This window comes from Streptomyces sp. NPDC043726 (assembly GCF_056436565.1).
The window spans coordinates 378,428-398,377 of sequence record NZ_JBWKCI010000007.1; the positions used below are offsets into that span (position 1 = coordinate 378,428).

General features: G+C 71.9%; 15 protein-coding genes. 1 reads left to right on the plus strand and 14 read right to left on the minus strand.

Going from position 1 to position 19,950, the window contains the following annotated elements; all coding sequences use genetic code 11:
* Window position 1 precedes the first annotated feature (1 nt).
* The 14 genes from AC068Z_RS22375 to AC068Z_RS22440 form a co-directional block, all read right to left on the minus strand.
* On the minus strand, window positions 2–1,375 hold the full coding sequence (locus AC068Z_RS22375; RefSeq protein WP_478558146.1) for an FHA domain-containing protein: 1,374 nt from the start codon (window positions 1,373–1,375) through the stop codon (window positions 2–4).
* 106 nt (window positions 1,376–1,481) lie between these two features.
* The gene (locus tag AC068Z_RS22380; protein ID WP_478558149.1) at window positions 1,482–2,828 is read right to left on the minus strand and encodes a vWA domain-containing protein; all 1,347 of its coding nucleotides are present in this window, start codon (window positions 2,826–2,828) and stop codon (window positions 1,482–1,484) included.
* 102 nt (window positions 2,829–2,930) lie between these two features.
* Window positions 2,931–4,211: a PP2C family protein-serine/threonine phosphatase gene (locus AC068Z_RS22385; protein WP_478558152.1), complete on the minus strand. Its 1,281-nt coding sequence runs from the start codon at window positions 4,209–4,211 to the stop codon at window positions 2,931–2,933.
* A gap of 3 nt (window positions 4,212–4,214) precedes the next feature.
* Complete coding sequence (locus AC068Z_RS22390) at window positions 4,215–6,689, minus strand: serine/threonine-protein kinase (RefSeq protein ID WP_478558155.1); 2,475 nt, start codon at window positions 6,687–6,689, stop codon at window positions 4,215–4,217.
* Complete coding sequence (locus AC068Z_RS22395; protein ID WP_478558158.1) at window positions 6,686–8,017, minus strand: hypothetical protein; 1,332 nt, start codon at window positions 8,015–8,017, stop codon at window positions 6,686–6,688. Before AC068Z_RS22395 ends, AC068Z_RS22390 begins: the two co-directional genes overlap by 4 nt.
* Before the next feature lie 58 nt (window positions 8,018–8,075).
* On the minus strand, window positions 8,076–9,119 hold the full coding sequence (locus tag AC068Z_RS22400) for a glutamate ABC transporter substrate-binding protein (protein ID WP_478558161.1): 1,044 nt from the start codon (window positions 9,117–9,119) through the stop codon (window positions 8,076–8,078).
* Window positions 9,120–9,133: 14 nt separating this feature from the next.
* A complete protein-coding gene (locus AC068Z_RS22405) occupies window positions 9,134–10,576 on the minus strand; it encodes a hypothetical protein (RefSeq protein ID WP_478558164.1) in 1,443 nt (480 codons plus the stop codon).
* Window positions 10,577–11,062: 486 nt separating this feature from the next.
* Entirely contained in the window at window positions 11,063–12,034 is a 972-nt protein-coding gene (locus AC068Z_RS22410; RefSeq protein ID WP_478558167.1) for an N-acetylglucosamine kinase, read from the minus strand.
* Window positions 12,025–13,290, minus strand: a complete 1,266-nt coding sequence (locus AC068Z_RS22415; RefSeq protein ID WP_478558170.1) for a 6-phospho-beta-glucosidase — start codon at window positions 13,288–13,290, stop codon at window positions 12,025–12,027. The genes AC068Z_RS22410 and AC068Z_RS22415 overlap by 10 nt, the downstream gene beginning before the upstream one ends.
* Window positions 13,291–13,295: 5 nt before the next feature.
* A complete protein-coding gene (locus AC068Z_RS22420) occupies window positions 13,296–14,186 on the minus strand; it encodes a carbohydrate ABC transporter permease (RefSeq protein ID WP_478558173.1) in 891 nt (296 codons plus the stop codon).
* On the minus strand, window positions 14,186–15,121 hold the full coding sequence (locus AC068Z_RS22425; protein ID WP_478558176.1) for a carbohydrate ABC transporter permease: 936 nt from the start codon (window positions 15,119–15,121) through the stop codon (window positions 14,186–14,188). Before AC068Z_RS22425 ends, AC068Z_RS22420 begins: the two co-directional genes overlap by 1 nt.
* 6 nt (window positions 15,122–15,127) lie before the next feature.
* Window positions 15,128–16,459 carry an ABC transporter substrate-binding protein gene (locus tag AC068Z_RS22430; RefSeq protein WP_478558178.1) on the minus strand — a complete coding sequence of 444 codons (1,332 nt, stop codon included), beginning with the start codon at window positions 16,457–16,459 and terminating at the stop codon, window positions 15,128–15,130.
* Between the two features lie 49 nt (window positions 16,460–16,508).
* The gene (locus AC068Z_RS22435) at window positions 16,509–17,720 is read right to left on the minus strand and encodes an ROK family transcriptional regulator (protein ID WP_478558181.1); all 1,212 of its coding nucleotides are present in this window, start codon (window positions 17,718–17,720) and stop codon (window positions 16,509–16,511) included.
* A gap of 233 nt (window positions 17,721–17,953) precedes the next feature.
* The gene (locus AC068Z_RS22440) at window positions 17,954–19,045 is read right to left on the minus strand and encodes a mechanosensitive ion channel family protein (RefSeq protein ID WP_478558184.1); all 1,092 of its coding nucleotides are present in this window, start codon (window positions 19,043–19,045) and stop codon (window positions 17,954–17,956) included.
* Between the two features lie 299 nt (window positions 19,046–19,344).
* Between AC068Z_RS22440 and AC068Z_RS22445 the strand changes: the two genes are divergently transcribed.
* Entirely contained in the window at window positions 19,345–19,881 is a 537-nt protein-coding gene (locus tag AC068Z_RS22445; protein WP_086843133.1) for an HNH endonuclease, read from the plus strand.
* The last annotated feature ends 69 nt before the right edge of the window (window positions 19,882–19,950 follow it).

Consider the following 19,950-nt stretch of genomic DNA (forward strand, 5'->3'; position numbering starts at 1 on the left):
CTCAGCCCCGCCGGATGGTGATCGTCGTCCACGCGCCCACGTGGACGCGGTCGCCGTCCTGGAGCGGTACCGGGACGAACGGCTGGATCGGGTCCTCGGAGCCGTTCACCGTGGTGCCGTTCGTCGAGTTCTGGTCGACGACCGCCCAGGTGCCGTCCGGCTGCTGGACCAGCACCGCGTGCTGGTGCGAGACGCCCGGGTCCTCCGGCGGCACCGACAGGTCGATGTCGGGGGTGTCGCCGGTGGAGTGCCGGCGGCGGCCGATCGTGACCTGGTTGCCGGTGAGCGTGCGCTGCTGCTCCGGCGAGTACGCGGGCAGGTTCAGGCCCGCGGCCTCGGGGCCGGAGCGCTGCATCATCGCCATGAAGTACTCACGGTCCGGGCCGATCGTCGCCGTCCAGGTGGCCGGCTGCTGCGGGTACGCCGGGCCGGGCGGCGGCGCGGTGCCGACGCCGGGCTGCGGGTAGCCGTAGCCGCCGCCCTGGGGCGGGCCGCCGGGCGAGCCGGCGGACGGGGGCGAGATCACCCAGTCGTCCTCGCCGCCGCCGAAGGACGGGCCGCCGGGCTGCGGACGGTGCGTCTCCTGCGGGAAGCCGGGCGGGGCGGGCGGACCGGACGGGCCGCCGGGGGGCGGGGACTGGAACGCCTGCGGAGCTCCACCGGGGCCTCCGGGCCCGCCGTGGCCACCCGGGCCACCGGGACCGGCGGGCGGCGTGGGGCCGGGCGGGGGCGGGACCGGACGCGAGGGGTCGCCACCGAAGCCGGACGGACCACCAGGACCACCAGGGCCGCCAGGGCCGCCGGGACCGGGGCCTCCGGGGCCACTCTGGCCACCGAAGCCGGGACCACCAGGACCACCGGGCCCACCGAAGGGACCCGGACCACCCGGACCACCCGGGCCGCCCGGCCCCGCGGACGGATCCGTCCCGAACGGCGGGATCGGCTCGGCAGGCCGGTTCATCTGCGACGGCCGGGAGCTCTGGTAGTCGTACGCGTCACCCCCGCCGTAGGACGGCCCGGGCGGCTGCTGGAAGCGGGCGGCCGGGTTGGGGCCGGGGGCCGGCGGGCGCGGGGCGGCCGGGGTGTACGAGGTCGCCGTGTTGGTCAGGAAGTTCCACCGGCACTCCTCGCAGAAGGGCGCACCGCCCTCCCGGGGCGTACGGCACTGCGGGCACAGCTCCGGCTCGGGGTCCGGTACGGCGGACAGATGTCCCCGCAGGCCACCGGGACCACCGGGCGGCGGCGGGAAGCCGTAGCCACCGCCGGGCGGGGGCGGTGGCGGAGGGGGTGGAGGTACGGCACCCGCCATGCGGTGACCGCAGACCTCGCACCAGTCGTCGGAACCCGACTGGTGTCCGTTCGGGCAGGTCGGCATGTCGGCGCTTCCCCCTCTCCTTTCCGGCCGTTGTGGCCGGATTTCTCCAACCCCGAGGGGTCAGGCTCGCGTTATGGCTCGGGCACTTCTCAAGGCGCCGGTCGTGTCACTTCTTTACACGAACAGTCTTTGTGGACCGGGTCTCGAGAGTCATCTCGTCGGCCTCCGCGACCTTCGCCTTCAGTCGCACAGTACCTGCCGCGGCGTCGACCACGTCCACCACCTTCGCAAGGAGTTTCGCCGTATCGGCGTTTCCGGAGGCGCTGGCGAGCTGAACGGCCCGGCCGAGTTTGGCGGTTGCTCCGTCCATATCGCCCGCTTTGCGCAGATCGAGACCTTGCTGAATGGCTTGTGCCAGTTCGGCCTGCCCGGTGTAGTGGGCGACCTGGGGGTTGATCGACGTCGAGGCGACCATGTCGTCGGTCCACACGGCCCGTACCAGGCCTTGCGCGCCGAGGTTCTGGACGCTGCCGTCCGGCTGCGGGACGACCAGCGAGACCCGGGCGGCGAGCATCTCCCGGCCCAGGTCGGCGGCCGGGACCTCCACACATACGTGGTAGTCACGGGATTCGTCTCCCCAGGAGCCGGTGGGGTAGTCCCCGGAGCGCGGGCCCGACTCGGTCCGGCGGTCGGTCAACTCCTCGACCGTCGGCGCGACTTGCTTGACGAACTTGATGGTCGTGCCCACCGGCGTCCAGACCCGCAGGGCGACGTCGGCGACCTCCTTGCCCATCGCCGTCTCCATCATCCGCGTGAAGTCGGCGGCCAGGCCCGCCGGATCGGCGACGATGTCGGCGGTGCCGAGGAGCGCGGAGGAGATCGCTGTGACTTCTTTCACTTCCCAGTCGGTGCCCACACCACGTGCGTCACAGGTGAAACGGCCGGCACAGGCGTCCAGCGCGGCCCGCAGATCCTCTGGTGACTCGTGTTCATTGCGGCCGTCGGTGAGCAGGATGCCGTGGCGGATGGCGACGTCCGCGGAGGACAGCAGCCGGTCCGCGAGCCGCAGCCAGGTGCCGATGGCCGTACCGCCGCCCGCGCTGAGCGCCCGCAGCGCCCGCTTGGCCTGCTCGCGGGTGGTGGCGTCGGCGACCGCGAGCCGCCCGCCGCCCGGGTAGACCTCCTTGGCGACATGGGTGCCGCCGACCACCGCGAAGTGCACCCCGTCGCGCAGGGTGTCGATGGCCGCGGCCGTCGCGTCGCGCGCGTTGCGCATCTTGGTCGGCGGGTAGTCCATCGAGCCCGAGCAGTCGACCATGATCGCCACCGCCGCGGACGGGCCCTGGCCCGCGGTGAACAGGTGGGGCGCCGCGACCGCGCTGCCGATCGTGCCGCCGCCGGTCGCGGTGACCGTGACGATGGCGTTGACCTCGCGGCCGCCCTCGGGGAGGTACTCGTTCTGGTACACGTCCATCGAGAACTGCGGCACGTTCGACTTCGAGAAATTGGCCATGCCTTGTCTGACTCCCCCTGAAGCACCCCACCGGGGTGGGGTGACGGCTGATGACGGACCGGTCCCCTCCGGCCCGTCGAGGCTGTTCCCCGCTGCGTGGCCTCAGGCCGATCCTGCCCCCATCGGCGGGGCCGGGAACGGCAGCACGGCCACTGTTACGTTGTCGTGGCCCCCGCCGTCGAGCGCGTGTCCTACCAGCACCTGGGCGCTGTGCAGGGGCCGAACGGCCGCGTCGAGGGGCACCACGTCGGCCATCTCGTCGGCCGCCTCGGCGTAGTTCCACAGACCGTCGGTGCACACGACCACCACACCGGGCCGGTCCGGCTTGAAGGAAGCGGTGTGTGGCTCCAGCTCGTAAGCGTCCGCGCCGAGCCATCCGGTGATCGCGTGGGCGCGCTCGTCGGCGTAGGCCTCGGCCTCGTTCATCAGGCCCGCGGCGACCATCTGCGCGGCCCAGGAGTCGTCCTCGGTCAGCCGGGCCGGGGGCGTGCCGCGGTCCACCGGGACCCAGTAGGCGCGGCTGTCGCCGACCCACCCGACGACCAGCAGACCCGAGGTGATCACGGCGCCGACCAGGGTGCAGGCGGGCGCGTTCTGGTGCGGGGCGTGCTCGCGGGCGGTTGCGGGCTCGCCGGCCAGCGCGTTGACCGCGCGGGAGGCGGCCACGATCGCCTCGTGCATCGCCTGCTGCGGATGCGTGCCCTGCGGCAGGGCCGCCAGCAGCGCGTCGCTCGCCGCCCGGGACGCGGCCAGCGAGGCGTCGTCGGGGCGGGTCGCCGAGGAGACGCCGTCGCAGACGATTGCCAGCAGGGCGGGGGAGCCGTCGGCGAGGGCCGTGCACCCTACGGCGAAGGCGTCCTCGTTGCGGTGGTGGCGCAGTCCGCGGTCGCTGACGGCGGCGAGCGGGCCGCACTCCTGTTCCATGTGGTCGCGCTCGCGGGGCTGGGCGTGCCCGCAGTTCTCGCAGTAGCCGTCGTGGTCGACGCGGCCGGCCCGGCAGGCCACGCACGTCTTCACCGCCTCGGCGGGGGCGATCCGCGGGTCGGGCGCCTGGAGCGGGTACTCCTCGGGCTCCGGCGCGCGGTCGAACCGCACGCCCGAGTGACCGCGGCCGTCCGACTCCAGACCCTGCAGCTCGCCGGGCAGATGGACCGCCGGCGGGGTGTCCGAGCTGTCCGGCTCGGAGGCGTGCGGCCAGGCCACGTCGGCGGCGCCGGGCGGCGGGGGCGGCGTGGGCGGTTCGGTGCCGTTCACGGCGGTCGGCGTCTCGGCGAGCGCGGACAGGTCGTATCCGCACTTCTCGCAGAAACGGTCACCCGAGAGCAGCGGTTCCGCGCAGCTCGGGCACTTCGACAGAGCGGCCTGCTGGGGCATCTGCGACATCAACTACACCCACGTCCGGGGGCGGTAACGATTGGCACGTTCCACCAGGTCGATCCTCTCCTCGCCGCCTTGTGCGAGCCGGGCCAGCATGCGGTACGAACGCTCGAGGCCGAACCGCAGTCCCCGCTCGTCCAGACCGCTGCCGAGCAGCGTCCGTCCCCCGGCGGCGGTGGGAACGGAACCTTGGCCACCGGAGAGTATCCAGTCCAAGGCGGAGCCGAGCACCTCCGCGGCCAACTGCTCGCGGCGCGCCGGGTCCAGGCCGTACGCCTGCAGCGCCTCCACCTGTCCGGCCGCGGCGGTGAGGTCCTCCTGGAACGGTACGTCACCGGCGACCGCGGTGCGTTGCCGCAGCCGCGCCCTTACGGCGGCCACCCGCGCGGCCGTGTAGTGGATCGAGCTCTCCGGCACCGACTCCAGCGTGGTGACGGCGCTGCGCCGGTCGCCGGTGGCGAGCTGGACGCGGGCCAGGCCGAACGCGGCGCTCACATAGCTCGGATCGGTGGACCAGACCAGGCGGTAGTACTCGGCGGCGTTGTCGAGCTGGCCGAGCACCTCCGCGCACAGGCCGAGCGCCAGCTTGGGCGCGGGCTCGCCGGGGAAGGCGTCGTAGATGGCGTCGAAGGCGAGCGCGGCGCCCTCGTGGTCGCCGGTCACCAGCGCGGCCACGCCCCGGTACCAGACCACCCGCCAGTCGTCGGGCCGCTCCGTCTCCAGCTCCAGCAGGGTCCGGTGGGCCGTGCCCGCGTCGCCGTTCTCCAGCCAGGCCCGCACCTGCCGCAGCCGGGTCTCGGTGGACGGCGCCGGGGCCGCGGCGAGCGCGCCGGCGAGTTCGGCGGGCGCGGAGGCCAGCAGGCCCGCGAGGAAACCGGCGTTGGGGTCACCGGGGTCCACGTGCGGCACCGGCAGCGCGAGGGCCGCGGCGGCGGTGTCGACGGGCTTGACCAGGCCGGCGGAGAGGGCGGGGGCGGCCGTACTCCGGTCCCGCGCCCCGAGCCGGGAGACCTCCCCGTCCAGCTTCGGGAACAACTCCGTGTCCGTGACCCGCACTTCGGGCCCGAACAGCGTCGACAGCGCGGGCCTGGCCCGCCCCGTCTGGAGCGAGACGACCTCCCGCAGCACACCCGTCAGCTGCTCCGCCATCTCCTGCGCGGAGGCGAACCGGCGGGCCGGGTCCGGGTCCGTGGCGCGCACCAGGAGCCGGTAGAAGGACTCGTACTGCCGGAAGACCTCGATGTTGTCCGGGTCGGGCAGGGAGTCCACGAAGACGTTCGTGTAGCCCTGGAAGTCGAAGGTCAGCACCGCCAGGGTGCGGGCGACGGTGTACAGGTCGCTGGCCACCGACGGGCCGACGTCCGCGACCTCCGGCGCCTGGTAGCCGACCGTGCCGTAGATGGCCGACTCCTCGTCGTCCATGCGGCGCACGGCGCCCATGTCGATGAGCTTGAGCTGGCTCTCGGTCTGGATGGCGTTGTCGACCTTGAAGTCGCAGTACAGCAGGTTGCGGCTGTGCAGATGGCCGAGCGCCTCCAGGGCCTCGATGCCGTAGGCGCAGGCCTGCTCCACCGGCAGCGGGTCGCGCTTGCCCCCAGTCGTGCGGCGGCCGTTGGCGATCTCCTTCAGGGACTTGCCGCCGACGTACTCCATGACGATGTAGCCGTCCAGGGAGCCGGTGCGCTGGTCGAGGTGCTCGACGAAGTTGTAGATCCGCACGATGTTGGCGTGCTCGATCTCCGCCAGGAACCGCCGCTCGGAGATCGCCGCGGCCATCGCGTCCTGGTCGCCGGTGTCCAGCAGACCCTTGAGGACCACCCAGCGGTCGGAGACCGCGCGGTCCACGGCGAGGTAGACCCAGCCGAGCCCGCCGTGCGCCAGACAGCCCACGACCTCGTACTGGCCGTGCACGACGTCCCCGGACTTCAGCTTCGGGACGAAGGAGTACGGGTGCCCGCACTTGGTGCAGAAGCCCTCCGTACGGCCCGGCCGCTCACCGCGCGAGCGGCCCACCGGCGCCCCGCAGTCCGAGCGCGAGCAGAACCGCTTGCGCTCGGGCACCTCGGGGTTGTCCAGCACCATCGCGCGCGGGTCGGGCCGCGGCACGTCCGGCACGTCGACCAGGCCCACCCCGATCCGGCCCCGGCCGGAGGCGCTCGCCGCCGCGCCGGAGCTGCGCACCGACACCGAGCGGCCGGTGGAACGGCCCGACAGCGAGCGCGAGAGCCGCCCGGACACCGAGCGGCGCGACTTCGACGACTGCGACGACGTACGCGAACTGGCGCGGCTGCTGGAGCGGGAACTGGAACTGGCGGAACCGCGCTTGCCGCCGCCGGACACCCCGGTCGGGGCGGAGCCGACCGCGCCGGAGGCGGAGACGACCGGCGCCAGACCGCAGGTGTCGCAGTACAGCTCGCCGCCGCCCACGTCCTCGTAAGCGCCCTCGCAGCCGGGCCGCTGGCAGGTCCCCTGTGCCTGACTCATGACGTCTCCCCCCGACGGTCCTCAGGGCCGCCCTGCCCCGGCACGCGCGGGGCGCCCAGCTGTTCCGCGGCCGCCTGCTGATAGCGCAGGACGGCCTGTTCCGCGACCCGCAGGTCGCAGGGCGCGCTCCACAGCATGCGCCGGGCCGCGTCGTACCGCTCGATCAGGAACGGGTCCTCGGCCAGGCCGTGCCGGGCGACCTTCGCCTTGTACGCGTCCAGCCGGCCGCGCAGCTCCGCGCGGACCGCGAGCGGCTGGGTGACCGCGGTCAACGACTCCCGGGCGCGCAGCAGTTCGTCCTCCGCCTTCTGCTCCAGGGACTCCAGCAGCGGCGACAGCCGGTGCCACTGGGCGTGCCTGCGGTACTCCGCGGCCGTCGCGAGCTGTTCCTGGAGCACGGTCGGCGGGCCGCTGACGACCGGCACCTCGGTGGCGGCGATCTTCGCGAGGACCTCGCCGCGCGCGGTGCGGGCCTCGGCGAGCGTGCGGTCCGCGCGGGAGAGGACATCCCGCAGCTTCACCAGCCGCGCCTCCGCGTCCTGCCGGACGGTGAGCACGGCGTCGATCTCCCGGCGTACGTCCTCCAGGGCGCGCGCCTCACGGTCGTAGACCGTGGTGTCCGGCTTGCCGCCGCCGGGGGCCGAACTGCCCTGGGTGGGGCGCCAGTAGGCGAGCGGGTCGGAGACCACCTCGGAGCGCAGGTTCGTCAGCGTGCGCGTGATCCGCTCCAGGTCGTCGCCCGCCGGGTGCTCGCCCGGGCGGACGCCGACGGAGTGCGCGAGCTTGCGGGTGCGCTGGAGCTCCGCGGCCAGTAAATCGATCCGGGCGGGCAGCGCCGACCAGACCGCGTCGGCGGCGACCACCATGTCCAGCGAGGACGCGTACAGCTCGTTCATCCGGTCCACCAGCGTCACCAGCGAGTACCGCTCGCTGAGCTTGCCCGAACCGCCTTGCAGGGTAGGCGCGTTGGCGGTCGCGGTGGTGGAGCCGGCGACCGTGACCGACTCGCCGCGCAGCAGCTCCGTCAGCTCCACCAGATCCTCGCGGCTGGACCAGCGGCGCCGGGAACGGATCTCACGGGCGCTGCGCAGGGCGGCCGTATAGGCGTCGAAGTAGGCCCACAACAGGGTGATCGAGGCCTCGGCGGCCGTCCAGCGCTCCTTGGTGACGCCGGTCAGCTCGGCCCCTTCGAGGAGTCTGCGGCCCGCGTGGTCCTGGAGGGCGAGCAGCGAGGTCTCGATCGCCTCGTGCTCCGCGCCGAGCCGCGCCAGCGCACGGTCCACCTCGTCCCGGTCCATCACCGGCCCGGGGGGTCCCGTGACGCCCATCGATCACCTCTCGCTGCTGTGTTGTGTGGCTGGGGGAGTTGTTGCTCGGTTCTGCGGTTCAGCTCGTGCGGAGGTACTGCGGTGCGGGCGGCTCCGAGTCCTTCGACTCCGCCCCCAGTGTCGCCGAGAGCCACTTGTCGTACGACGCCTGCCAGCCGCCGGAGGTGTCCTTGCGGTAGTCCACCAGGATCCGGTTGACCCGGCGTACCAGATCGTCGGCGTCCTTCTTCATCGCCACGCCGTAGTACTCGGTGGTGAACGCGGCACCCTTCAGCTCGACCGTCGGGTCCTGCGCGGCCTGGCTCGCGGCGAGGGCGCCGTCGGTCACCACCGCGTCCACCTCGCCCAGTTGGAGCCGGACCAGGCAGTCCAGCTGGTTGGGCACGGTGTGGGAGATGTCGGCGGAGGGGGGCAGATCGCCCTCCTTCCGGCCCTGCTCCAGGGTGGAGTACGCCGTCGAACCCTCAGCGGTGCAGATCGTGCGGTCGGCGAGGGTGTCGTCGTAGCCCGTCACAGGGGAGGACTTGGGGGCCAGGACCTGCTGGCCGGTCTTGAAGTAGGGGGCGGAGAAGGCGACGTCGGCGAGCCGGTCGCAGTTGATCGTCATGGTGCGCACCACCATGTCGACCCGGCCCTCCTGGATCGCCGGAATGCGCTGGTTGGTGGGGATCGCCTTGAACTGCACCGCGTCCGGGTCGCCGAGGATGTCCTCCGCGATGCGGTGCACCAGGTCGATGTCGAAGCCCTCCAGCTCGGCGGTGCCGGTGCTGTTGGGGTTGCGGTAGCCCCAGCGGTAGCTGTTCTGGTCGACACCGACGATCAGCTTGCGCTTCTCGCCCTGCCGGTTCTTGATCTCCTCGATGGTGGGGCCGTCCGCGCCGGACGGGGAGAGCGTCTGCTTCTCCGGGTCCACGCACTCCTCCTCCGCGCGCGCGGGCCCCGCCTTCCCGACGCCCTGACCGCCGACGCCGGTGCTGCCGTCCCCGGCGGCCTGTGTGAGCGGCAGCAGCAGCGCGAGCAGCACCGCCAGGGCGCACACCGCCGCCATCGCTCCCACTCCGCCCCAGCCCTTCAGACTGGCCCGCAGACGTCGCGCATGCATGGTCACGCCCCCTCTCACCGGTACTCCGACAGCCTGCGGCCGATGCCGAGGACGGCGCCCACGGCGCCCAGGACGGCGAGCACGGCGGCGCCCGTGGTCAGGCCCGTCATCGCGTCCCGGCCGTCGCCGGCCGCCGACTTGAACTCGGTCGTCTCGTGCTTCAGCGCGACGGCGAGGTTGGCGTCGACGCTGTCGAAGCACTCGCCGGTGGTGCCCTTGGAGCCGATCACCTTGTCCAGCGCCTGCTGGTACTCGCCGTTCTCGTCCTCCGCGCGGGCGGCCGAGTGGCGCTTCTTCCACTCCGTCATGTTCCCCACGGCCGCGGTGACCGGCTGCTCGCCCGCCCGGTCGTCGGCGAGGTCCTCGGCGAGGGCGAGGCCCTTGCCGAGGGTGTCCATGTCCCGCTGGAAGTCGTAGTCGTAGGCGTCGTACGTCTCCTCGCCGACCTTCTTGGTCTCGGCGCCGCGGGAGACCAGGGTCAGGTTCTCGTTGCCGCGGGCCTTCAGGGAGGCGATCCGGGCGTCGTGCAGGACGTTCAGCGAGCGGACGCCGTGGTCGTAGGAGTCGTTCAGGCCGGCGCGGGCCACCGCGTGGCCGACGACCAGCCAGAGCAGGACCACCGTGGCGGCGGCCGTGGCGGCGACCAGGCCGTGGTTCAGGACGCGGTTGGTGCGGCGGTAGTTGCGGTGCTGGGCCCAGGCGAGGGCGGCGAGCGCGAGGACGCCGAGGGCTATCGCGGCCCAGGGGTACGGGGTGGCGTCCGCGTAGTCGTCGCGCAGCCGCTGGTTCTCCTTCTTGTAGAGATCCTCGGCGGCCGGGAGCATCTCCGTCTGCATCTTCTCGTTGGCGTAGCGCAGGTAGGCGCCGCCGACGGGGAAGCCCTGGCGGTTGTAGGTGCGGGCCTGTTCGACGAGGCCCTTGTACTCCGGGAGCAGGCGGTTGAGCTTGGCGATGGCCTGGGCGGAGGGGGAGTCGGGGTCGGAGTTGGCCGCGGCCGTGACGAGCTTCTCGGCGGCCGTGCGGATGCCCTTCTCGTACCGGACGCGGTTGACGCCGGTCTCCTGGCGGCCGGCCAGGAAGCCGCTGGAGGCGGCGGTGTTGGCGTCGGCGAGCGAGCGGTAGATGTCGGCGGCGTCGGAGCTGAGCGGCTGGCTGCTGTGCAGGACGTCGTCGGCGGCGGCCGCGCGGTCGGTGACCTGCCAGGCGGTGACGGCGCCGAAGGCCACGACGAGGAGGGCGAGGACCGCGCCGATGATACGGAGCCGCCCGGGCTCGGTGGTGGCGGCGGCCCGCAGCCGGTCGAGGCCCTCGGCGAAGGCGGTGCGGCGCGTGTCCGGCGGTACGGCCCCGACGCCGCGGGCCTGCTGCGGCGGCACCGACGGCATGGTGGGCACGCCGGGCTCCGGTGGTGGTGGCGCGGTGCGTGTCTCCGGCTGTGTCACTTCGACCTCCCCCATGGTCATCCGTCGCCCGCAAGTATCACTGGCGGGACCGACATTCGTCACGGTGGGTCCGCCGGCAGCCTCGCAGTATCCCGGATCACCCCCTGCCCATGAATACGCCCCACGAATCGGTTCGGTTCCGGCGGGGGCGGTCCGGAGTACGGAGGGGGGAGCCTGGCACCTCCGGCGCGAGGCCTTTGCGCCGGTGGGTGGGGTCTTGGGGCGCGGTGGTTTGAGGTCTTGGTGGTGGTGGGTGGGGGGTGCGCGGCCGGTGGATGGGGTTTTGGCACCCGGTGGTCTGAGGCCTTGGTGTCGGTGGGTGATGGCCGCGCGGCCGGTGGGTGGGGTCTTGGGGCGCGGTGGCTGAAGCCTCGGCGTTGGTGGGTATGGGCCTGCCGGCGGTTGGCGGAGGCCTCGGCGTCGGTGGGTAAGGGCCTTGCCGACGGTTGGCGGAGGCCTCGGTGCCTGCGGGCGGGGTCTTGTCGCCGGGGTGCGGAGTGCTCACCGGTCGAAGTGGTCCCGCGCTCTCCTCTCCGGATCCGCTCCCGCCCCCACCCGGTCCAGGCCCAGCAGCACTGCCCCCAGGACCGGTGGGGCCGTCACCACGCTCGGTATTGCCTTCGGGGCTCTGGCCGCCAGCAACTCTTGTATACGGCGGTCCAGTAGGGGATGCCGAGCCGCCAGGACGCTGCCGCCCAGGACGACCGGGGTCTCCTCTTCCAGGAGGTCCAGCCGGGTCAGGGCCACCGTGGCCATCGTCACCACCTCGTCCGCGAGGCGGTCGATCAGGGAACAGGCCACCCGGTCGCCCGTCACGGCCGTGGCGAACAGGACCGGGGTCAGCTCGTGGCGGCGGCTCTGCGGGATGTGCTCCAGGTGCAGGGCCTCGATCAGCGCCGGCATGTCCGGCAGGCCGAAGTGGGCCGGCAGCGTGCGGGCCAGCTCCGTCCACCCGCCCCGGCCGTCCTCCGCCCGCGCCGCGTGCCACAGCGCCTCCTCCGCCAGGCCCCAACCGCCGCCCCAGTCACCGGAGATGCGGCCCAGCGCCGGGAAGCGGGCCGTGCGGCCGTCGGGGCGCATGCCGACGCAGTTGATGCCCGCCCCGCAGACGACGGCCACTCCGCGCGGCTCGGCCACCCCCGCCCGCAGGATCGCGAACGTGTCGTTGCGGACCTCGACCGTCGCACCCCACCCGCGCGCCTCCAGCGCGGCCGTCAACTGCTCCTCCTCCACCGGGAGATCCGCGTTCGCGAGGCACGCCGACACATGCGTCACCGCGTCGACGCCCGCCTCCGCGAAGGCCCGCCGTACCGCCTCCTCGACCTTGTCCACCGCGACCGTCACCCCGACCGCCGGGGGCCGGAACCCGCCCGCGCGTGCCGTGCCGATGACCTCGCCGTCGGCCGTGACCACCGCCACGTCGGTCTTGCTGTTCCCCGCGTCGACGGCGAGAACACTGCCCGTCATGCCCACGCCAGGTGCTCCCGGTTGTGTGCGATCAGCCGGTCGGTGAGCGTCTCGGCGTACGCGTACTGGCCGATCAGGGGGTGCGCCAGCAGCGCCCGGAACACCCGGTCCCGCCCGCCCCGCAGCGCCGCCTCCAGCGCCAGCTCCTCGTACGCCGTCACGTTCGCCATCAGTCCCGCGTACAGCGGATCCACGTCCGCCACCGGCAGCGGCGCCGCCCCTTGGGTGCTCACCGCCGCCTGCACCTCCACCACCGCGTCGTCCGGGAGGAAAGGCAGCGTGCCGTGGTTGTAGGTGTTCACCACCTGGTAAGGGCTGCCGGCCCCGCCCAGCAGCGCCGCCGCCAGGTCCACCGCCGCCTCCGAGTAGAACGCCCCGCCCCGGCGGGAGAGCAGCTCCGGCTTCTCGTCGAGCGTCGGGTCCGCGTACAGCTTCAGCAACTCCTTCTCCATCTCGGCCACTTCGGCCGCCCGGGAGGGCTTCTCGCGCAGCTCCCGGACCACCTCGTCGTGCGCGTAGAAGTAGCGCAGGTAGTACGACGGGACCACGCCCAGCCGGTCCAGCAGCGGGCGCGGCAGCCGCAGATCGTCCGCGATTCCCGCGCCGTGCTCGGCCAGCAGTTTCGGCAGGACGTTCTCGCCCTCGGGGCCGCCCAGCCGTACCCCCGTCTCCCAGGTGAGGTGGTTCAGGCCCACGTGGTCCAGGTGGACGTCCGTGGGGGCCACGCCCAGCAGGTTCGCGAACCGCCGCTGGAAGCCGATCGCCACGTTGCACAGCCCCACCGCGCGGTGCCCCGCCTGGAGCAGGGCCCGCGTCACGATCCCCACGGGGTTGGTGAAGTCGATGATCCACGCGCGCGGGTTGGCCCGCCGGACCCGTTCCGCGATGTCCAGCACCACCGGCACCGTCCTGAGCGCCTTCGCCAGGCCGCCGGCGCCGGTCGTCTCCTGGCCCACGCAGCCGCACTCCAGCGGCCAGGTCTCGTCGTCGTCGCGGGCCGCCTGGCCGCCGATGCGGAGCTGGAGCAGCACCGCGTCCGCGTCCTCCACCGCCTGGTCCAGGTCGCTCGTCGTCACCACCCGGCCCGGGTGGCCCTGCCGGGCGAAGATCCGGCGGGCCAGACCGCCGACCAGCTCCAGACGCTCCGCCGCCGGGTCCACCAGGACCAGTTCCTCCACCGGCAGGGTGTCCCGCAACCGGGCGAAGCCGTCGACGAGTTCGGGCGTGTAGGTCGATCCGCCGCCGACCACGGTCAGTTTCATCAGAGTCAGCCCTTCACTCCGGTCAGCGTGACGCCCTCGACGAACGCCTTCTGCGCGAAGAAGAACACGAGGATCACGGGGGCCATGACCAGTACGGTCGCGGCCATGGTCAGGTTCCAGTCGGTGTGGTGCGCGCCCTTGAAGGACTCCAGGCCGTAACTGAGCGTCCAGGCGCCGGGGTTCTCGGAGGCGTAGATCTGCGGGCCGAAGTAGTCGTTCCAGGCGTAGAAGAACTGGAACAGCGCCACGGCCGCGATGCCCGGCTTCGCCATCGGTACGACGACCCTCAGCAGCGTCCTGAACTCGCCGCAGCCGTCCACGCGGGCCGCGTCCAGGTACTCGTTCGGGATCGTCAGCAGGAACTGGCGCAGCAGGAAGATGGAGAACGCGTCCCCGAACGCCATCGGGATGATCAGCGGCCACAGGGTGCCCGACAGGTCCAGCTGCTTCGCCCAGAACAGGTACATCGGGATGATCACGACCTGTGGTGGCAGCATCATCATCGCGATGACCAGCATCAGCGACAGATTCCGGCCCCGGAAGCGGAACTTGGCGAGGGCGTACGCCACCGGGAGCGACGACACGACCGTCAGCAGGGTGCCCAGACCGGCGTACAGGAGCGTGTTGCGCCACCAGGTGAGGAAGCCGGGGGTGTCCAGGACCCGGCGGTAGTTGTCCCACTGCCAGGTGTCGGGGACGAGGTCGCGGGTGAGCGCCTGCTGGTCGCTCATCAGGGAGGTGAGGACCACGAAGACGAAGGGGAGGGTGAAGAAGAGCGCCGCCGCGACGCCCAGGGCGTGCACCGCGATCCACTCCAGCAGCGAGCGGCGCCGGGCCGTGCGTTCCTCCTCGCCAGGAGGGCTCAACCGCACCGGCTTTTCTAGTACTTGAGTCATCAGTCACCTGCTTCGAGCAGCCCACCGCGGCGGCGCATCAGCAGTGCCGTGAACGCCATGGCGAGGGCGAAGAGGACCAGCGCGACCACACACGCGGCGCCGTAGTCGAAGCGCTGGAAGCCGAGGTTGTAGACGAGCTGGGGGAGCGTCAGCGTCGACTTGTCGGGGTAGCCCGGCTCGAAGGACTGCCCCGACCCGCCGATGACACCGGAGGCGACCTTCCCGGCCACCAGCGGCTGGGTGTAGTACTGCATCGTCTGGATCACGCCCGTGACCACCGCGAACAGCACGATCGGCGAGATGTTCGGCAGGGTCACGTACCGGAACCGCTGCCACGCCGACGTGCCGTCCAGCTCGGCGGCCTCGTACTGCTCCTTCGGTACGTCGAGCAGCGCGGCCATGAAGATGACCATCAGGTCGCCCACCCCCCACAGGGCGAGCGCGGTGAGCGCCGGCTTGGACCAGGCGGGGTCCGTGAACCAGCCGGGTGTGGGCAGGCCCAGGCCGTCCAGGACCGAGTTCACCGGTCCTGTGCCGGGGTTGAGCAGGAAGACGAAGGCCAGGGTGGCGGCGACGGGCGGGGCGAGGTACGGCAGGTAGAAGAGGGTCCGGAAGACGCCCGCGCCCGTCTTGATCTTCGTGATGAGCAGGCCGACCCCGAGTCCGAAGACCACCCGGCAGGTCACCATGACCAGCACCAGCCACAGGGTGTTCCCCAGCGCGGGCCAGAACATGGGGTAGTCGGAGAAGAGGTAACTCCAGTTGTCCAGGCCCCGGAACTCCGGGGTGTTGAAGCCGTCGTACTTCATCAGCGAGAAGTACGCGGTCGAGATCAGCGGGTAGACGAAGAAGACCGAGAAGCCGATCAGCCAGGGGGAGAGGAAGGCCAGCGTCCGCAGGGCGGATCTGCGGCGCCGTACGGCGAGCGTGGACATGGGCGGCTACTTCGCCTGCTCGATGTCGCGGTCGATCTGCTCGGCGGTCTTCGCCAGGCCACCCTTGAGGTCCTTGGCCTTGCCGGACTCGTACTGGTAGCTGAAGTCCTGGAGGGTCAGCTGGTAGGCGTCGCCGTTGACGGCGTTCGGGCTGGTCGTGGACTCGGGGTGCTGGGCGATGTCCAGGAAGGTCTTGAAGGCCGGGTCCGTCTTCAGGTCGGGGGACTTCAGGGCCTCGAAGGTGGACGGCACGTTGTGGATGGCGTTGGAGAAGGCGACGACGGCCTCGGTGTCGGTCGTCATGTACTTCAGCAGCTCCCAGGCGGCGTTCTGCTTCTTGCTCTGGGGCGCGATGCCGATGATCGTGCCGGACAAGTAGCCCTTGCCGTACTCGTCGGCCTCGTCGTCGGCGACCGGCAGCGGCGCGGTGCCGATCTCGAAGTCCAGCCCCGCCGCCTCGGCCATGCCCAGCCGCCACTCGCCGTCGAGCTGCATGGCCACCTGGCCGGTGTGGAAGGGGTGTTTGGCGCCCCACTCGTCGCCGAAGGTGTTGCGGTACTTCTCCAGCTTCGCGAACCCGCCGAGGTCGTCCACGAGCTTCTTCTGGTACGTGAACATCTCCGCGAAGGCCGGGTCCTTGGCGACGTTCGACTTGCCGTCGGCGTCGAAGTAGGCGTGGTCCCACTGGGACATGTAGTGCGAGACGACCGTCTCGTAGCCGTGGTAGGTCGGCATGAACCCGAGCTGCTCGTAGGAGTCGCCCTTGGTCTTCGTCAGCTTCTTCGCCACCTCGGCGAACTCCGACCAAGTCTTCGGCGGGGCCTTGACGCCGGCCGCCGCGAAGGCGTCCTTGTTGTAGTAGAGCCCGTAGGCGTCGCCGAGCAGGGGGAGGGCGCAGCGCTTGCCCTCGAACTGGGTGTAGTCGAGCATCGGCTTCGGGATCATCGCGTCCAGGTCGAGCCCGGACTTGTCGATGAACGGCTTCAGGTCGAGGAAGGCTCCGGAGGAGCAGAACTTGCCGACGTTCGAGGTGGTGAAGGACGACACCACGTCGGGCCCGTTCGAACCGCCCGCGCGCAGGGCCTGGTTGAGCTTGTCGTCGTTGATGTTGCCGACGACCTTCACCTTGATGTTCGGGTGCGCCTTCTCGAACCGGTCGACGTTCTCCTGGACGGCCTTCACCTCGGCGGGCGCGCTCCAGCCGTGCCAGAAGGTGATCGTGGTCTCGGCGTTCGGGTCGTCGTTCGCCCCGGATTCCGTGGATCCGGTGCAGGCGGTGGCGAGGAGGGCGAGGGACGCGGTCAGGACGCAAGCCGCATTTCGGGTGGATATGGGCATGGCGAGGTCTCCCTGGAGGGAAGGGTGGTGGTGGGACGGTTGCTGATGCTCAGCGCGAGGTGTCGAAGACCTCGTCGCGGGTCGTGGCCAGCGCGCTCTCCAGCGCGCCGCGCAGCACGGGCTCTTCGGTCACATCGCCCAGCACCAGCTGGGGCCGGGAGGCGGCGAGTTCCGCCAGTTCGGCCTGGACCAGGGCCAGCAGCCGCTCGCCCCCGGAGGCGAGGGCGCTGCCGCTGAGGACGACGAGTCCGGGGTCGAGCACGGAGACGAGCGAGGCGAGACCGGTGGCCACACCGGTCGCGTAGGTGGCCAGGAGCTGCCGTTCGGGTCCGGCGCCGCTGTCCGCGGCCCGCGCCAGCAGGGTGGCGGCGACCTCGGTGTACGGCCCCTCGGGGAGGTCGCCGATGCCCAGCTCCCGGGCCAGCCGCGGGATGACCTGGGCGCCGGCCAGCTCCTGGTAGCCGCCGCTGTTGGTGCGGGTCACCTGGCGCACGAGGGGCGCGCCCGGCACCGGCAGGAAGCCGACCTCGCCGGCGCCGCCGGTGAAGCCGCGGTGCAGCCGGCCACCGAGGACCAGGGCGGCGCCGAGTCCGGCCTCGTTCCACAGCAGCACGAAGTCGTCGTGGCCGCGGGCCGCGCCGAGCCGCTGTTCGGCGACGGCCACGAGATTGACGTCGTTCTCGTACTCCACCGGCATCGGCAGCGCGGCGGCCAGGTCGTCGAGGAGGCTCGGGGCGTGCCAGCCGGGCAGATGGGCGGCGTAGCGCAGCCGGCCGGTGCCCGGGTCGAAGGCGCCGGGGGTGCCGATGACCAGGCGGCGGATGTCGTCCCGGGTGAGCCCGGCCGCCTTCATGGCGCCGTCGAGCGCCTCGGTGACCAGCTGGACCACGGGCCGGGCGGGCCGTCGTCCCGGGGTGGGGAGTTCGAAGCGGCCCACGGTGCGGCCGGTGATGTCGGCCACGGCGGCCAGGACGCGCTCGGGGGTGACGTCGAGTCCGGCGGCGTACCCGGCGGCCGGGTTGACCTCGTAGAGCTGGGCGCTCGGGCCCGGGCGGCCCTCGGTGGTGCCGGTGGGCAGGACCAGTCCCGCGGCCTCCAGGCGGGCCAGCAGCTGGGAGGCGGTCGGCTTGGACAGGCCGGTGAGCTTGCCGATCCGGGTGCGGGACAGGGGCCCGTGCGCCAGCAGCAGATCCAGGGCGGCGCGGTCGTTCATGGCGCGCAGGACGCGCGGGGTGCCCGGCGTACCGGCGGTTCCTGCCATGGGATCTGCACCTGCCTTTCGGGGGGAAAGCCTCTCACGCCGCCCAGGGCCCGGGGAGGTGACGTCAGCGCGGCTGGGAGCTCGATCGCGGGCTCTGTTAGGAAACTTTCCTATCGACTGACGAGGAAGGTAGGCCCACGGGCCGGGGCCGTCAAGCCCCAGCGGTGAAACGGCCGACTACGACGAAGCCCCGCCGGTGTGGTCCGGCGGGGCCTGGGTCCGTCGCGTCCGAGTTACTTCGTCACGCTCGGCGGAGTGAGCGGCGTCGCGGCCTGGGCCTGCGGGGAGGAGGTGTTGGCGTAGGCCGAGGGGGCGGCCATGGCCGCGGTCGGGTCGGCCAGGGCCACGTCCTCCACGGCCAGCGGCGGCCGGCCGACGATCTGGATGTCCGCCGCGTCGAAGGCCCGCTTGATCCGCCAGCGCAGCTCGCGCTCCACGGTCAGCGCCTTGCCCGGCATGGTCTTCGCCGAGACCCGCACCACCATGGAGTCCAGCAGGACGCTGTCCAGACCGAGGGTCTCGATCGGGCCCCACAGCAGCTCGTTCCAGGGCTCTTCCTTGCTCATCCGCTCGCCGACCTCGGCGATCACGGCCTTCACCTTGTCCAGGTCCTCGGACGGCCGGACGGTCACGTCGACCCCGGCCGTCGACCAGCCCTGGGAGAGGTTGCCGATGCGCTTGACCTCGCCGTTGCGGACGTACCAGATCTCGCCGTTGTCGCCGCGCAGCTTCGTCACGCGCAGGCCGACCTCGATGACCTCGCCGGAGGCGACGCCCGCGTCGATCGAGTCGCCGACGCCGTACTGGTCCTCCAGGATCATGAAGACACCGGAGAGGAAGTCCGTGACGAGGTTGCGGGCGCCGAAACCGATCGCGACACCCGCCACACCGGCCGAGGCCAGCAGCGGGGCGAGGTTGATCTCGAAGGTGCCGAGGATCATCAGACCCGCGGTGCCCAGGATCAGGAAGCTGGCCACCGAGCGCAGCACCGAGCCGATCGCCTGCGAGCGCTGGCGCCGCCGCTCCACATTGACCAGCAGCCCGCCGATCGCGGTGCCGTCGACCGCCTGGGCCGTGCGGTTCATCCGGTCTATGAGCTTGGTGATCGCCCGCCGCACCGCCACCCGCAGCACCGCCGCGATCACCAGGATCAGCAGGACCCGCAGACCGATGGCGAGCCAGGTCGACCAGTTCTCCTCGACCCAGCTGGCCGCGTTGGTGGCGCTCTCCTGGGCGTCCTGGAGCGATGGCACCACCGGGGTCGTCGGCGAGGGCGACGGCGACGGGGTGGAACCGGCGGCCAGTAGGACGGCGGACAAGGACACGGCGGGTACCTCCAGGTGCGGCTTCTGCCTCCCGGTACGGCGGTCAGGATCGGTACGTCAGCAAGGTCACGGAAGGGTCACCAAGGGGGCAGACCCACCACACTAACGGTGCATCGTGTGTGGATCGTTGCAATGTTCGGGGGAGAGACCGTACTCACCTGGGGATGAAGAAAGGTGTGGTCGAAAACACTCTCAGCCCGTTACCTGGACATGGTGGCGCTTTCACCAGGCCTGAGGGGAGACTGACTACAGATCGTCCCGGCGCGAGCCACGCGCCGCCGACGCCCAAGGAGGCATCCGTGCCGCATGTCCTGGTCCTCAACGCGTCGTACGAGCCACTCGGCGTCGTACCGCTCCGCCGCGCGCTCGTCCTCGTGCTCGAAAACAAGGCCGTATGCCTCGAGGAATCCGGCGCCTTCATGCACAGCGCAACCGTCACAGTCCCCGCACCAAGCGTGGTCCGGCTCAAGCGATTCGTCCGGGTTCCCTATCGGGGGCCCGTTCCTCTTACCCGCAGGGCGCTCTTCGCCCGCGACGGGGGCCGGTGCATGTACTGCGGTGGCGTCGCAACCAGCGTCGACCACGTCATCCCGCGCAGCCGCGGGGGCAAGCACGTCTGGGACAACGTGGTGGCGTCCTGCCGCCGCTGCAACCACGTGAAGGCCGACCGTCACCTGTTCGAGATCGGCTGGCGGCTGCGGCACAAACCGGCTCCGCCGACCGGTCTGGCCTGGCGCATCATCGGGACCGGGCATAGGGATCCGCGCTGGCTGCCGTACTTGCAGCCGTACGGCGCGGATGACGCGTTGGCCCGGATCGACGGCATTTCCGCCTGAGGATCCGGGCCTTTTGTGTCTTGTCCGCGGGTGTGTGGGGGCTGGTCGCGGGTGTGTGGGGGCTGGTCG

What these genes read in the sequence shown, in the direction of transcription:
- AC068Z_RS22375 (WP_478558146.1), bottom strand. Translation starts at nt 1,375, where the DNA reads ATGCCGACCTGCCCGAACGGACACCAGTCGGGTTCCGACGACTGGTGC.
- AC068Z_RS22380 (WP_478558149.1), bottom strand. Translation starts at nt 2,828, where the DNA reads ATGGCCAATTTCTCGAAGTCGAACGTGCCGCAGTTCTCGATGGACGTG.
- AC068Z_RS22385 (WP_478558152.1), bottom strand. Translation starts at nt 4,211, where the DNA reads ATGTCGCAGATGCCCCAGCAGGCCGCTCTGTCGAAGTGCCCGAGCTGC.
- AC068Z_RS22390 (WP_478558155.1), bottom strand. Translation starts at nt 6,689, where the DNA reads ATGAGTCAGGCACAGGGGACCTGCCAGCGGCCCGGCTGCGAGGGCGCT.
- AC068Z_RS22395 (WP_478558158.1), bottom strand. Translation starts at nt 8,017, where the DNA reads ATGGGCGTCACGGGACCCCCCGGGCCGGTGATGGACCGGGACGAGGTG.
- AC068Z_RS22400 (WP_478558161.1), bottom strand. Translation starts at nt 9,119, where the DNA reads ATGCATGCGCGACGTCTGCGGGCCAGTCTGAAGGGCTGGGGCGGAGTG.
- AC068Z_RS22405 (WP_478558164.1), bottom strand. Translation starts at nt 10,576, where the DNA reads ATGGGGGAGGTCGAAGTGACACAGCCGGAGACACGCACCGCGCCACCA.
- AC068Z_RS22415 (WP_478558170.1), bottom strand. Translation starts at nt 13,290, where the DNA reads ATGAAACTGACCGTGGTCGGCGGCGGATCGACCTACACGCCCGAACTC.
- AC068Z_RS22420 (WP_478558173.1), bottom strand. Translation starts at nt 14,186, where the DNA reads ATGACTCAAGTACTAGAAAAGCCGGTGCGGTTGAGCCCTCCTGGCGAG.
- AC068Z_RS22425 (WP_478558176.1), bottom strand. Translation starts at nt 15,121, where the DNA reads ATGTCCACGCTCGCCGTACGGCGCCGCAGATCCGCCCTGCGGACGCTG.
- AC068Z_RS22430 (WP_478558178.1), bottom strand. Translation starts at nt 16,459, where the DNA reads ATGCCCATATCCACCCGAAATGCGGCTTGCGTCCTGACCGCGTCCCTC.
- AC068Z_RS22435 (WP_478558181.1), bottom strand. Translation starts at nt 17,720, where the DNA reads ATGGCAGGAACCGCCGGTACGCCGGGCACCCCGCGCGTCCTGCGCGCC.